Source organism: Tepidicaulis marinus (genome assembly GCF_000739695.1).
GTDB lineage: Bacteria > Pseudomonadota > Alphaproteobacteria > Parvibaculales > Parvibaculaceae > Tepidicaulis > Tepidicaulis marinus.
The window spans coordinates 163343-176873 of the sequence record NZ_BBIO01000004.1; the positions used below are offsets into that span (position 1 = coordinate 163343).

Genomic DNA, 13531 nt, shown 5'->3' on the forward strand with positions numbered 1-13531 from the left:
CGCTGCTGGGCCAGAAGCTGTTCCAGATGCTATTGGGCCGGCCCCGCATAAACCCCTTCGGCATAGCGGTCACCGAAATAGCTATCCACCGCGCGCACAAGGCTGCCTGCCACTTTGGTGCGCCAGGCAGCCGACATAAGGTTCTTCTCATCGGAGCGGTTGGTCAGGAAGCCGAGCTCCACCAGCACGGAGGGCACATCCGGCGCCTTGAGCACGCGGAAGCCGGCGAAGCGATGCGTGCGTTGAAGCAGCTTGGTGGATTTCCCAGCATAATCAACGACTTTGCGGGCGAAGTTCGCAGAAAAGTTCTTCGTCTCCCGCTGCGCCAAATCAATCAGAATATCCGTCACCTCGCCCGGCTCGCCGTAAAGATCGACCCCGGCAATGACGTCGGAGAGGTTTTCCTTGCGGGCCAGTTCCGCCGCTTCCTTGTCCGAGGAGGTTTCGGAGAGCGTGTAAACGGACATGCCGCGCACATTGCCTTTGCCCACCGCATCGGCATGGATCGAGATGAACAGGTCCGCCTTGTGCTGGCGGGCGATCGCCACACGCTGGCGCAGCGGAATGAAACGGTCCGTATCGCGGGTCAGGCGTACATGATAGCGCCCGGTTGCAGCAAGCTGGCGGTGCAGCTCTTTGGCGAAGGCCAGCACCACGTCTTTTTCCTGCACCCCGGTCGAGCCATGAGTGCCCGGATCGACGCCGCCATGACCCGGATCGATGACGACCACGCGTTTCGTGTCATGGGCGGGCTGCACCGGGACCGGCGTCTGTACGGGCGGTTTGACCGTGGGCTGGGCCGGCCACTCGCGGCCCTGCAGGAAGGCGCTGCGGGTCGTCTCGGTCAGATCGAGCACGATGCGGTAGCCGAAGCCGCTTTGCGGATCGAGGGCAAAATCCTTGGAAATGGCCACCGGCACCGTGGTGTCGATCACGATGCGCGACTGACCGGCCTGGAAAAGACCGTAGCGGTAGCCCTTGATGAAGCCGCGCCCGTCTTGCCCGGCCGATTGGGGCAGGTTGAACTCCACCTCGGGCAGATCGATCACCACCCGGTACGGGTCGGCAAGGGTAAAGGTTTTGTGTTTGACGGGCTGGGCGAGTTCGATGACGAAACGGGTACTTTTGCCGTGATCGCCAAGGCGCACGCTGTTGACGGCGGGCGAGGTGCCGAGCGCGGCGGGCACGGGCGCCTCCGCCCTCACGGCCGCCTGCCCCGCTGCAAGCGCGAAAAACGCAGCGGAGAGGAAAAGAATCACTTTCCCCCATGATGCGGCAGCCCTGGCCGAAACTTCCATCATGCCTGCTCAGAATCCCCGTAACCGAGACCACACCTAACTGCCGGTCCCCAAACGATATTCTCAATTCGCCTGGATATCCGGCTACTTTGCGGGAATTTAACCAAATATCAATGGAGAAATGGTTAATACGGAACGGCCTGCGCCAGGCGCTGCCTGCCAATGCAGCTTGCCAAGTCGAAGCAGGTAACGGTAAAACGAGTACCGGTAGAAGACCCCGGCAGGAGAGACAGTGATTCCTCTCCCCAGAAAGCCGGTTCCGATCCGTCTCCAATAGGAAAACGGTCCCTTCGGAACAGTTTGTCTCAGCCATGTGAAATCCAGGCCATTCCGGCCGGGGTTCACGTAAGCAAGAATTCGCCACGCGCCCGGCGATTAAGGGGCGCGGGAGCCAAGAGAATGCACGAGGCGCATATAATAACGACAACAGCGACCCCGGAGATGCGGTGCCTGGCAGTAGCAATGCCCCGCCCGTCCCGCAGGATCGCTTTGCCGTCGGCCCTCGGTACTTCACCCTTTATCACCAATCCGGATCGCCGCGCGCCCGCTGGACGGACGCGAAACCCGGCCTTCATCCGGAACCATACAATCAACGCCGCCACCTCCCGCCGCGGGTTAAAGACCACGCGCGAAGAGTTCCCGGGCCGGCGTTGCGGAGAAGAATTTAATGGGAAGCAAAATGTTGATCGACGCGGCCCACCCGGAAGAAACCCGGGTGGTGGTCGTGAACGGCAATCGAGTCGACGAATTTGATTTTGAATCGGAAACCAAAAAACAGCTACGCGGGAACATCTATCTCGCACGTGTAACCAGGGTCGAACCCTCGCTGCAGGCCGCCTTTGTCGAATATGGCGGCAACCGCCACGGTTTTCTTGCCTTTAGCGAAATCCATCCGGACTACTACCAAATTCCGGTGGCCGACCGCGAAGCGCTGCTCAAGCAATATTACGAAGAAGAGCGCCGCGACGAGGAAGAAGACGAACGGCAGGAGAAAACCGGCGACGCCAATGGCGAGAGCACCGGCGAAGGCCGGGACGGCGATCAGGACGGCGACCAGTACGGCGATCCGGGCGATGAGACGGAAAATGACGGCGAAGCTGTCGCCTCCGACGACACTGTCGAGGATGTCGGGGCGGGTGATGCGCTGGAAGAGATTTCCGCCAAGAAAGAGCGCCGCACCCAGCGCTCCTACAAGATCCAGGAAGTCATCAAGCGCCGCCAGATTCTGCTCGTCCAGGTCGTCAAGGAAGAGCGCGGCAACAAGGGCGCGGCGCTGACCACATATCTCTCGCTTGCCGGGCGTTATTGCGTGCTGATGCCGAACACCGCGCGCGGCGGCGGCATCTCCCGCAAGATCACCAATGCAGCCGACCGCAAGCGCCTGAAAAGCGTGACCAGCACGCTGGACGTGCCCGAAGGCATGGGCCTGATCGTGCGCACCGCGGGCGCCCAGCGCACCAAGGCGGAGATCAAGCGCGATTTCGAATATCTGTTGCGGCTTTGGGAGACGGTGCGCGAGCGCACGCTGGAATCCATCGCCCCCTGCCTTGTTTATGAAGAAGGCAGCCTGATCAAGCGCTCGATCCGCGATCTTTACAATAAGGATATCGACACCGTTCAGGTGGAAGGCGAGGAAGGCTACCGGGAGGCGAAAGACTTCATGCGCATGCTCATGCCGAGCCATGCCAAGAAGGTGCAGCCTTATAAAGAGAACCATCCTCTTTTCCAGCGCCATCAGGTGGAACAGCAGCTCGATGCCATGTTCAGCCCGATCGTGACGCTGAAATCTGGCGGTTATCTGGTGATCAACCAGACCGAAGCGCTGGTCTCTATCGACATCAACTCGGGCCGCTCCACCAAGGAGCGGAACATCGAGGCGACGGCGGTCAAAACCAATCTGGAAGCGGCGGAAGAAATCGCCCGCCAGCTGCGCTTGCGCGACCTTGCCGGGCTCATCGTGATCGACTTCATCGACATGGAAGAGAACCGGAACAACCGGGCCGTCGAGCGCAAGATGAAAGACTGCCTGAAAATGGACCGTGCCCGCATTCAGGTGGGCCGCATCAGCCATTTCGGCCTTCTGGAAATGTCGCGCCAGCGCATGCGCACCGGCGTGCTCGAAGGCTCGACCATGCAGTGCCCGACCTGTCAGGGGGCGGGCATCATCCGCTCGGTCGAATCGAAGGCGCTGCATGTCCTGCGCGAGATCGAGGCGGAAGCCATCAAAGGCCGTGCCCCGGCGCTCACCGCGCGGGTGCCCGATCAAGTCGCGCTTTACATTCTCAATCAGAAACGCGGCCATCTGCTTGAAATCGAAGAGCGTTACGGCCTTTCCATCTATGTGGAAGCCGATCCGGAGCTGGGCTCCGACGCGCACCGCATCGAAGCGGCGGGCGCGCGCGAGCTGACCCGCAAGTCCGCCGAAGCCAAGGCCGCCGATTCCAAAGCCATCAGCTACGACATGGCCTATACGAACGATGCGGATGGCGATGCGGACGGCGACGTGCAGGATGAAGAAGACGACGGCGACGAGGAAACCGGCGAAGACCGGGAGACCTCCGGTGATGGCGACGACCAGCCGAAGAAGAAGCGCCGCCGGCGCCGCCGCAAGCCCGCCCGCAAAGATGGCGATGAAGAAGGCGCGCAAGACGACGACGCCTCTGAAAACAACGATAAGGACAACGGCGACGCGGACGACAAGAACGAAGGTGATGACGGCGACACGGACGAAGACGGCAAGCCGAAACGCCGCCGCCGCCGGGGCCGCCGGGGTGGACGCCGCAACCGCCAGAAACGCGAGGGCTCGGATGAGAACTCGGGCGAGAGCGATGGCGAGAATGACGGCGATGAGCGGGAAAAATCCGGCGACACCGCCGCAGAAGAAGGCCGTCAACCGGAGGAAAGCGGGCCGGAAGACGGCGGGCTGGAGGATAATGGCGGCGGCGAGACGCCGCTTGCCGCCTCAAGCAGCGAAAGCGAACCGCCCGTGCTCGTTTCCTACACAAGCAGTGTGGAAGCGGTAGAGGAAGCCGCGCAAACGCCCGCCGCCGACGTGGTGGTCGAGACGCCGGCCCCAAAGGCTGAGGTTGAAGCTGAGGTTGAGGCGGAAGCCGAACCGGAAGCCACGACCGAACCTGCCGAAGTGCCCGAGGCGGAACGTGAACCTGAAATGGCCGAAGCGGCGCCTGCCGGTGAAGCTGATCAGGCTGAGGAAGAACCCGCGCAGAGCAAGCCGCGCAGCCGCAAGCGCGGCTGGTGGCAGCGCAAAACGGGCGGCTAAGTCAGAGCCAGGCTTTCAGGCGGCGGACGGCTTCGGCCATATCCGCCTCCGCCCCTGCGTATGAAAAGCGGACGAATTTGTGGCCGCGCACCGGATCGAAATCGAGCCCCGGTGTGGCGGCCACTTTCGCTTCATGCAGCATACGCTTGCAGAAGCCGATCGCATCGTCCGTCAGGTTCGAGACATCCGCATAAAGATAAAAAGCCCCGTCCGCAGGCGCGATATGGGTAATGCCCACCTCCGGCAGCCCTTCGAGCAGGATATTGCGGTTGCGCGCATAACCCGCCACGCGCCGGTCAAGCTCGGGCTGCGCATCGAAAGCGGCCATCGCCGCGATCTGCGAGAGGCTGGGCGCGGAGATGAAAAGGTTCTGCGCCAGCCGTTCGATGGTGCGCGTCACACGCGGCGGCACGGCAAGCCAGCCCAGCCGCCAGCCCGTCATGCAGTAATATTTCGAGAAGCTGTTGACCACGATGACATGATCGCCCTTTCCTGCCGCGCTGACCGCGCGCTGGTTGAAGGTGATGCCGTGATAAATCTCATCGGAAATGAACCAGCGCTCATGGGCCTCGCAATCGGCGATCAAGGCGCCCAGCGTTTCGGGCGATTGCATGGTGCCTGTGGGATTGGCGGGGCTTGCCACCATGATCCCGGCAAGGGGCCCATGCTTCTTTTCCGCTTCCTGCACGAGATCGACGGTGAGCTGCCAGCCCGTCTCGGGACCGACGGGAATGCCCACCGCCTCCACGCCAAGCGCCTTTAGAATGTTCCGGTAGGCCGGATAGCCGGGCTCGGCGAGCCCGACTTTATCCCCCGTCTCAAAACACGCGGTGAAAGAGAGAATGAAACCGCCGGAAGAGCCCGGCGTGACGATCACATCCGCCGCATCGGGCCCGTGGCCATAAGTTTCCTGATAGTGCCGGGCGATGCGGGCTTTGAGCGCAGGCATGCCCAGCGCATCGGTATAGGCAAGCCTGTCGGCCTCCAGCGCATGGGCGGCGGCTTTGCGGATTTCATCCGGGGCGGCCAGCGCGGGCTGGCCCACTTCCAGGCGCATGATGTCTTCACCCGCCGCGCTTAAGGCATTGGCATCGCGCATGATGTCCATGGCAAGAAACGCCGCCACATCGCTTCGTTGAGAAAGCTGCGACACCTGTCCGCTCCGGATTGGTCAGTTCCCTGCCGAAATCGCCTCTAGGCCGAGCCCGGCGCCTTTCGGATCGACGCCGAAGCTGCATTCATTCGCCCCGCGCGGCAAGCCTTGCGGACAAACCAGCGCCTGGACGCGCGGATCGGGCCCGGGATGGGCATTTTCAAGCGCGTTCGACAACGGCACATCCCCATCGATCAAGGTTTCCTTCAGCACTTTTTGCACCGAAGCGGTGGCGACCGGCCCGCCTGCCGAGGCACCAGCAAAGAACAGGTTGTTCGTGAAACGGTTCGTCACCAGAACGGGTGAGAGGAAGGCGCCAGCCAGCCCCGCCACCGGCGCGGCGGGCGATTTGGCCAGCACGATGCCCGTGCCGCGCGCCACCTTGCCGGTGCCGAACGGTCCGTTATTGGTCACCCCGCAGGCCACCGCATCGCCGTTCCCCGTGGCAACCACAAAGGAAGTCGAGCCCATATCATCGGGGATCGCACCCGGGGCGCCGAGGGCCGCGGCCGTCTGGCGGGCGGCGGCAAGGGCGTCCACATTGCCTGCCGCGACTTTTTGCCAAAGCTGGGCGGAAAAAGCGCCCGCGCCGAGCGCCGCGCTCGGCAGGTGCAGATATTCATTATCCATTTCAACGCGCTGGGAAATGGCGACGGTCGGGCGGTAGTTCTGCAAATCTTCCGCCGAAAGCCCGGCCCCCACCGCTTGCGCGGCATCGGCAAAGGTGCGCGCTTCTTTCGAGGCGTAAAGCCCGGCGGGCCCGCGCGCGCGCACCAGCGCCAGCGAAGCGGCAAGCTGGGGCAGCGTCACCATTTCATGTTCGGCAAGCGGCTGCCCGGCCCGGTTCAAATAAGAAGCGGCAAGCTCAGGATCGCCGCGCAGGAGCCCCGCATTTTCCACCAGGCGCTGGGCGCTGGCCCGCGTCAGTTTGAAACCGGTGGCGGCCATGGTTTCCGCAGGTGAGACGAGTTCCGCCCAGGCAAGGCGCCCGAAGCGGGCATGCATGAGCGAGAAGCCGCGCACATTGCCTGGAATGGCCGCTTCCCCGCCACTCAGAGTTTGCCGGGGCAGGAAATCGACGCTTTCCGTCGTGCCCTTTTCAGAATCATGCACGAGGCAGATGCCGCCGCCGCCCAGCGAGGCGGAGGCGGGATAAGTCACCGAAAGCGTGAAATAGAGCGCCGTTGCCGCATCCACCGCATTGCCGCCCTTTTCCAATATGTCGCGGGCGACAAGAGACGCATGCGGTTCCTCCGAAAGGACCACGCCGCCCAGAACGCCGCCATCCGCCCCCGAAAGACGGCCGGAAAAAGCCCGGTCCGACCGGCCGGGGCTGACACCGGAGGCGCTGGCGCCAAGGGGCGTGTCGATTGACGGATCGCTTTCACCGAAGACGCCGCAGGCGGAAAGGCCAAGGCTCAAGGAGCCTGCCAGCATAGCCGAACAGATGGATTTCACAGTCTTTTGCATTCTCATGGACACCGGTTTTCTCTTCACTCGCTGGGCTTTCTTCTTAACGGTCATTGGCGGAGCGGTCCAGTTATCTGCTTGAAACCGTTGGAGAAGGCATGAGAGGGAAGAAAAGGGAACAAAGTTTGGCCAGATTTGCTTGGTGTATTTATGGCTATACGGCCTGCCCGGCATTAAATTAGCCAGTGACCGGATATTGGCAGGGGCTGGCAAGCGGGCAGTCCGGCGCGCCAGCCCGGTGCGGCAGGATGGACGGTACCCGATGAGCGGTGAAAGAGTTGGTAGGATCATGATGACATCACGCTTGCGCGGCGGCTTTTCCCTTCTGGCGATCGCTCTGCTCACCCTTGTGACCTTTGCAGGGCCTGCCCAGGCCATCGGCCTCATCCGCGATGCGGAAACCGAGCATATCATCCGCAAATATTCCGAGCCGATTTTCCGCGCCGCCGGGCTCAACCCCAATGCGATTTCCATTCATATCGTCAACGATAACAGCCTCAACGCTTTCGTGGCGGGCGGCCAGCGCATGTTCGTCAATACCGGCATGATCCGCCGGGCCGACTCGCCCAATATGCTGATCGGCGTGATCGCGCACGAAACCGGCCATATCGCCGGCGGCCACCTCGTCACGCGGCGCAACGCCATCGAGGGCAATACGGCTGCCGCCATCCTCTCCTTCGTGCTCGGCATCGGCGCGGTTGCGGCTGGCGCGGGCGATGTGGGCGGGGCGATCCTTGCGGGCGGCACCTCCGTCGCCCAGCGCAATATCCTCGAATATACCCGCGTGCAGGAAGCCGCCGCCGACCAGGCCGCGATGACCTATCTCAATCAGGTCGGCTGGTCGGGCCGGGGCCTCGTTAAAACCTTCGAGCTTTTCCGCGGCTATGAAGTGCTCTCCTCGCGCCAGCAGGACCCTTATCTGCGTAGCCACCCGCTGTCGAGCGAACGCTTGAGCTCGCTTGAAGACCGGGTCGAGAATTCCCCTTACAAAGACCGTAAGGACCCCAACGACTGGCAATTCGAACATGACATGGTGCGCGCGAAGCTCGCCGGGTTTCTGGACCGGCCCGCCGTCACCTTCCGCCGCTATCCCAAAAGCGATGAAAGCGCCCCTGCCCGCTATGCGCGCGCTGTCGCCCATCACCATGCCAGCGACCTTGGCAAAGCGCTGGTGGAAATCAGCTCGCTGGTCGAGGAATTTCCGGACAATCCCTTCCTGTGGGAGCTGAAAGGCCAGATCCTCTTTGAAAGCGGCAAGGCCCGCGAGGCGATCGCCCCTTATGAAAAATCCGTCGATCTTCTGGGCGACTCGCCGCTGCTGCGCGTCGGCCTTGCCCAGGCGATGCTGGCGACGGACGACCCTTCGCTCACCAAACCCGCCGTCGAACATCTGGAAAAATCCCTGCGCTACGACCGGGAAAACTCCTTCGCCTTCCATCAATTGGCAATGGGTTATTCACGCCTTGGTGATAAGCCTTTGGCAGACTTGGCAACCGCCGAACGGTATTATTTGACGGGTGACATCAGGCAGGCCAAACAGCATGCCTACCGCGCGCAGGAAGGATTGCCCGAAGGCACGCCCAACTGGCTGCGCGCGCAGGACATTTTGAATTCAAAAGGGTAACCGGGTAATGACACACTCCGCCGCTTCTTCCACCAAACGCCTGCCGCTTTATCTGGCAGCCTTTGTCGGCGCGCTTTGCGTGGGCGGCGTCTTGTTCATCGCCGAATCCATGGCGGCGGACAGCAGCAAGCCAGCGCCCGCGCCCGCCGCTTCGAAAGATAAAGCGGAGATCGAACAGATCGTGCGCGACTACATTCTGCGCGAACCGGAAATCCTGCTCGAAGCGCTGACCATTCTGGAAGAAAAACAGGCCGCCTCCGCCAACCTGGAGCAACAGCGCCTGATCGCGGAAAATGCCGGCGCGCTGCAACGCGACCCCAATTCCTTCGTGGCCGGGAACCCGGACGGCGATGTGACGATCGTCGAATTCTTCGATTATCAGTGCGGCTATTGCAAACGCTCCGTCGAGCGCGTCATGAACGTGCTTGAGGAAGACGGCAATGTGCGCCTGGTGCTGAAGGAATTCCCGATCCTCGGCGAAACCTCGGTCTTTGCCTCGCGCGCCGCCATCGCCGCCATTCCGCAGGGCAAATATATGGACCTGCATGTGGCGCTGCTGACATCCAAAGGCGAGCTGACGGAAGACCGCGTTCTGCGCATGGCCGAAGACGTGGGCATCGATATCGCCCGGCTCAAGCAGGACATGAAAGACGCGCGGGTGAGCGAAACCATCGAGGCCAATTACGATATGGCCCGCCTCATCGGCGTTGAAGGCACGCCCGCCTTCATCATCGGCACCGCCTTCGCGCCTGGTGCCATCGACGAAGAAGAAATGACGCGCCTCATCGAAGAAGCCCGCGCCAGCGCGTCTTAAGGCTCAAGAAAATTCCCAAGCAAAAAGCCGGAGGCATACCTCCGGCTTTTTCTTTGTCTGCCAGTCCGCCTTTGCCCGCGCGGCCTTAAATCAGTCCGGCGAGCGGGGAGCTTGGGTCGGCATATTTCTTCCGGGGCATCCGCCCGGCAAGATAAGCATCGCGGCCCGCCTGGACGGCGTATTTCATGGCGCGCGCCATGCGGATCGGGTCCTTGGCTTCGGCGATGGCGGTGTTCATCAAAACGCCGTCGCAGCCAAGCTCCATGGCGATGGCGGCGTCCGAGGCCGTGCCGACGCCTGCATCCACCAGCACCGGCACCTTCGACTGTTCGATGATGAGGCGGATATTGACGGGGTTTTGAATGCCGAGGCCCGAGCCGATGGGCGCGGCAAGCGGCATGATCGCGCAGCAGCCCATGTCTTCCAGCTTCTTGGCCATGATCGGATCATCCGAGCAATAGACCATGACATCAAAGCCGTCTTTCAGCAGCATCTCGGCGGCGGTCAAGGTTTCGGCCATGTCGGGATAAAGCGTTTTTTGATCGCCCAGCACTTCGAGCTTCACCAGGTTCCAGCCGCCCGCCTCGCGCGCCAGGCGCAGCGTGCGCACCGCGTCCTGGCCGGTAAAACAGCCGGCGGTGTTCGGCAGGTAGGTGATTTTTTTCGGGTCCACATAATCCATCAGCATGGGCTGATTGGGATCGGAGACATTGACCCGGCGCACCGCGACGGTAACGATTTCCGCGCCCGATGCTTCGATGGCCGCCGCCGTCTCATCGAAATCCTTATATTTGCCGGTGCCGACAATGAGCCGTGAGGTGAAGCGGCGGCCCGCCACCTGAAAACTGTCTTCGGCTTGTCCGGCGCTGTTTGCGCCGCTGAGTGCCGCTTCGGCCATATTTCGCTCCTTTGGCATCGACTCACATCCGGGCTGTGCTGTCTGGCTCAACCGCCGCCGACGAAATGCACGATCTCGATTCGGTCGCCCTCTTCCAGCATCACGTCCTGATAGGCCGAATGGGGCACGATTTCGAGATTGCGCTCCACCGCCACTTTGCGCCCTTCAAGGCCGAGCTGGCTCAAAAGCCCTTCGACGCTGAGCGCGCCCTTCAGATCGCGTGGCTCGCCATTGAGGATAATCTGCATGCAAATTCCGGTCTTCAGGCCGCTTTCCCCTGCGTTCACCCCTTGCGTTCACTGGGGCCGGTCTTTTTGGCCCCCGCTCCCGCGCGCTGGAAAAGAGCCCGGAAAAGGTCTTGGATCGCCCCCAAAGCCTTGGAGGGCCGTAAGGCGGATATTGGTTAAAGAAGGCGGCGCGTCAAGGCAATGCTTTCCGCAGCCTTCCGCATTGCGTATAACATTTTCCACCCCTTGAGTCGGGGCCAAAAGCGGCCTTTTCCGGTCATATTTTGGCCTCTTTGCGCTCATAGACCCGGCGCTTGCCGGAGCGGGGCGAACGTGCCAAGAAAAGCCTTACGAAAGGCGGCGCGGCGCACCGGCCCGTCAAATGCCGCCCATCCGACGCCCGGGAGCACCCATGGCCACGTCCAAAAAGACACCGCCGAAGAAGACGGCCACCGCCAAAGGCCCGATTTATGTGCTGAACGGCCCCAATCTCAACCTGCTGGGCAAGCGGGAGCCGGAGATTTACGGCCGCGAGGGCTTGGCGGGTGTGGAAAAGCGCGTCAAGGAGCGGGCCGCGGCGCTCGGCCATAAGGTCGATTTCCGGCAGACGAATTCGGAAGGCGAACTTATCACCTGGATCCAGGAAGCAGGCACGAAGGGCGCCGGGATCGTGATCAACCCTGCCTCCTACAGCCACACCTCGATCGGCCTGCACGATGCCATCGCGGCGATCGATATTCCGGTTGTTGAAGTTCACATCTCCAACATTCATAAACGGGAAGCCTTCAGGCACCATTCCTATGTTTCTTCCGTGGCGCTCGGCGTGATTTGCGGGCTTGGCCCGCTCGGCTACGAGCTTGCGCTGGAAGCATTGGCACAGGCACTGAAAAAGGCCTAAGACAACAAGACACCAACGAGACAAGTTTCAGGGACAAAGGGCGGGGTTTCAAACGAGCCATGACCAAAAAGAGTATCGATCAGGAATTGATCCGCGAATTGGCCGATCTTCTGAAAGAAACCGATCTGACCGAGATCGAGGTTGAAGCGGAAGACGTGAAAATCCGCGTGGCGCGGCAGATCAATGCCCAGGTTTCCGTCGGCCATGCGCCGGCTGCGGCACCTGCACCGGCTGCAGCCGCCGCTCCGGCGAAAAGCGAAGGCGGCGCGCCTGCCGGCGCCGTGCCCTCGCCCATGGTCGGCACGGCCTACATGGCGCCTGAACCCGGCGCCGCGGCTTTCGTTTCGGTCGGCAGCCGCGTCAATGCAGGCGACACCTTGCTGATCATCGAAGCGATGAAGACGATGAACCAGATCCCCGCTCCCAGGGCAGGTACCGTAACCCAAATCCTCGTGGAAGATGGCATGCCGGTCGAATACGGCGAACCGCTCCTGGTCATCGAGTGAGGGGAGGCTCCCCGATGTTTGAAAAGGTTCTCATCGCCAATCGCGGTGAAATCGCGCTCCGTGTCCACCGGGCTTGCCAGGAGATGGGCATTTCCACGGTGGCGATCCATTCCACCGCCGACGAAAACGCCATGCATGTGCGCCTTGCCGACGAAAGCGTGTGCATCGGCCCGCCTTCGGCGGCAGATAGCTATCTGAATATTCCCGCCATCATCTCGGCCTGCGAGATCACAGGCGCGGATGCGGTGCATCCGGGGTATGGCTTTTTGTCCGAGAATGCCCGCTTTGCCGATATTCTGGACGAGCACGGCATCACCTTTATCGGTCCGTCGGCGGACCATATCCGCCTGATGGGCGACAAGATCGCCGCCAAGACCACGGTGAAACGGCTCGGCATTCCCGTCGTACCGGGCTCCGACGGCGCGGTGACGAACGATATCGAAGCGAAAGCGATTGCCGAGGAAATCGGCTATCCCGTTCTCGTCAAGGCCGCAGCCGGCGGCGGCGGGCGCGGCATGAAAGTGGCGCGCAACGCCAAGGAACTGCCCCACGCTCTTTCCAATGCGCGTACGGAAGCGAAAGCCGCGTTTGGCGACGATGCGCTTTACATGGAAAAATATCTCGGCCAGCCGCGCCATATCGAGGTGCAGGTGATCGCCGACAGCCACGGCAATGTGGCGCATATGGGCGAGCGTGACTGCTCCTTGCAGCGCCGCCACCAGAAGGTGCTCGAAGAAGCGCCCTCGCCCGCTCTTAACGCCGAAGCGCGCGCCAAGATCGGCGACATCGTTGCCAGAGCCATCGAAGGGCTCGGCTATCTGGGCGTCGGCACCGTCGAATTTCTCTATGAGAACGGCGAGTTCTATTTCATCGAAATGAACACCCGCCTGCAGGTCGAACACCCGGTAACGGAAATGATCACGGGCATCGATCTGGTGCGCGAGCAGATCCGCATTGCAGCGGGTCTGGAAATGTCCTTCCGCCAGGAGGATGTTACCTTTACGGGCCATGCCATAGAATGCCGCATCAACGCGGAGAATGCGCGCACTTTCGTGCCGTCTCCCGGCACGATCCGCGATTTCCACACACCGGGGGGGCTTGGCGTGCGCGTCGATTCGGGGGCCTATGGCGGCTACCGCATTCCCCCTTATTACGACAGCCTGATCGGCAAGCTGATCGTGCATGGGCGCAACCGCAACGAATGCCTGATGCGCCTGCGCCGCGCGCTGAACGAGTTCGTCGTGGACGGCGTGGACACCACCATTCCGCTTTTCAAGGACCTCATCAACGAGCCGGACTTCATGAACGGCGACTATCACATTCACTGGCTCGAGGATTTTCTTGCCAAGCTCTGAGGCACCTT

The 13531-nt window shown here is 61.9% G+C and carries 11 protein-coding genes; 6 read left to right on the plus strand and 5 right to left on the minus strand.

All coding sequences use genetic code 11. The features are described 5' to 3' along the window. Window positions 1-29: 29 nt before the first annotated feature. On the minus strand, window positions 30-1301 hold the full coding sequence (locus M2A_RS05655) for an N-acetylmuramoyl-L-alanine amidase (RefSeq protein ID WP_081875413.1): 1272 nt from the start codon (window positions 1299-1301) through the stop codon (window positions 30-32). 676 nt (window positions 1302-1977) lie between these two features. On the opposite strand from M2A_RS05655, the gene M2A_RS05660 reads away from it, so the two are divergent. Further along, window positions 1978-4578 carry an Rne/Rng family ribonuclease gene (locus tag M2A_RS05660; protein WP_369384763.1) on the plus strand — a complete coding sequence of 867 codons (2601 nt, stop codon included), beginning with the start codon at window positions 1978-1980 and terminating at the stop codon, window positions 4576-4578. Window position 4579: 1 nt separating this feature from the next. Here M2A_RS05660 and M2A_RS05665 read toward each other — a convergent pair whose 3' ends face one another. Continuing rightward, window positions 4580-5686 carry a pyridoxal phosphate-dependent aminotransferase gene (locus tag M2A_RS05665; RefSeq protein ID WP_045444204.1) on the minus strand — a complete coding sequence of 369 codons (1107 nt, stop codon included), beginning with the start codon at window positions 5684-5686 and terminating at the stop codon, window positions 4580-4582. Window positions 5687-5749: 63 nt separating this feature from the next. After that, entirely contained in the window at window positions 5750-7207 is a 1458-nt protein-coding gene (locus tag M2A_RS05670) for a gamma-glutamyltransferase (RefSeq protein WP_244444392.1), read from the minus strand. A 283-nt stretch (window positions 7208-7490) separates the two neighbouring features. On the opposite strand from M2A_RS05670, the gene M2A_RS05675 reads away from it, so the two are divergent. After that, window positions 7491-8825 (plus strand): M48 family metalloprotease, encoded by a 1335-nt coding sequence (locus M2A_RS05675; protein WP_158597135.1) that lies wholly within the window; start codon window positions 7491-7493, stop codon window positions 8823-8825. A gap of 7 nt (window positions 8826-8832) precedes the next feature. Beyond that, window positions 8833-9639, plus strand: coding sequence for a DsbA family protein (locus tag M2A_RS05680; protein ID WP_197052849.1), 807 nt, complete (start codon window positions 8833-8835; stop codon window positions 9637-9639). Window positions 9640-9724: 85 nt separating this feature from the next. Here M2A_RS05680 and M2A_RS05685 read toward each other — a convergent pair whose 3' ends face one another. Both M2A_RS05685 and thiS read right to left on the minus strand, forming a co-directional pair. Continuing rightward, complete coding sequence (locus tag M2A_RS05685; RefSeq protein WP_045444213.1) at window positions 9725-10537, minus strand: bifunctional sulfur carrier protein/thiazole synthase protein; 813 nt, start codon at window positions 10535-10537, stop codon at window positions 9725-9727. Between the two features lie 47 nt (window positions 10538-10584). Beyond that, window positions 10585-10785, minus strand: coding sequence for a sulfur carrier protein ThiS (gene thiS / locus M2A_RS05690; RefSeq protein ID WP_045444216.1), 201 nt, complete (start codon window positions 10783-10785; stop codon window positions 10585-10587). Between the two features lie 391 nt (window positions 10786-11176). Between thiS and aroQ the strand changes: the two genes are divergently transcribed. Genes aroQ through accC form a run of 3 tightly spaced genes read left to right on the plus strand, consistent with a single transcriptional unit; the run spans window position 11177 to window position 13523 of the window. Further along, complete coding sequence (gene aroQ / locus M2A_RS05695; RefSeq protein WP_045444219.1) at window positions 11177-11662, plus strand: type II 3-dehydroquinate dehydratase; 486 nt, start codon at window positions 11177-11179, stop codon at window positions 11660-11662. A 59-nt stretch (window positions 11663-11721) separates the two neighbouring features. After that, entirely contained in the window at window positions 11722-12168 is a 447-nt protein-coding gene (accB, locus tag M2A_RS05700; RefSeq protein ID WP_045444222.1) for an acetyl-CoA carboxylase biotin carboxyl carrier protein, read from the plus strand. A 14-nt stretch (window positions 12169-12182) separates the two neighbouring features. After that, window positions 12183-13523 (plus strand): acetyl-CoA carboxylase biotin carboxylase subunit, encoded by a 1341-nt coding sequence (gene accC, locus M2A_RS05705; RefSeq protein WP_121878782.1) that lies wholly within the window; start codon window positions 12183-12185, stop codon window positions 13521-13523. Window positions 13524-13531: the final 8 nt, after the last annotated feature.

Excerpts from the sequence above, each read along its gene's own strand:
- thiS (WP_045444216.1), bottom strand. The coding sequence starts at position 10,785 with ATGCAGATTATCCTCAATGGCGAGCCACGCGATCTGAAGGGCGCGCTC.
- accC (WP_121878782.1), top strand. The coding sequence starts at position 12,183 with ATGTTTGAAAAGGTTCTCATCGCCAATCGCGGTGAAATCGCGCTCCGT.
- aroQ (WP_045444219.1), top strand. The coding sequence starts at position 11,177 with ATGGCCACGTCCAAAAAGACACCGCCGAAGAAGACGGCCACCGCCAAA.
- M2A_RS05670 (WP_244444392.1), bottom strand. The coding sequence starts at position 7,207 with ATGAGAATGCAAAAGACTGTGAAATCCATCTGTTCGGCTATGCTGGCA.
- M2A_RS05660 (WP_369384763.1), top strand. The coding sequence starts at position 1,978 with ATGTTGATCGACGCGGCCCACCCGGAAGAAACCCGGGTGGTGGTCGTG.
- M2A_RS05655 (WP_081875413.1), bottom strand. The coding sequence starts at position 1,301 with ATGATGGAAGTTTCGGCCAGGGCTGCCGCATCATGGGGGAAAGTGATT.
- M2A_RS05685 (WP_045444213.1), bottom strand. The coding sequence starts at position 10,537 with ATGGCCGAAGCGGCACTCAGCGGCGCAAACAGCGCCGGACAAGCCGAA.
- M2A_RS05665 (WP_045444204.1), bottom strand. The coding sequence starts at position 5,686 with ATGGACATCATGCGCGATGCCAATGCCTTAAGCGCGGCGGGTGAAGAC.
- M2A_RS05680 (WP_197052849.1), top strand. The coding sequence starts at position 8,833 with ATGACACACTCCGCCGCTTCTTCCACCAAACGCCTGCCGCTTTATCTG.
- accB (WP_045444222.1), top strand. The coding sequence starts at position 11,722 with ATGACCAAAAAGAGTATCGATCAGGAATTGATCCGCGAATTGGCCGAT.
- M2A_RS05675 (WP_158597135.1), top strand. The coding sequence starts at position 7,491 with ATGATGACATCACGCTTGCGCGGCGGCTTTTCCCTTCTGGCGATCGCT.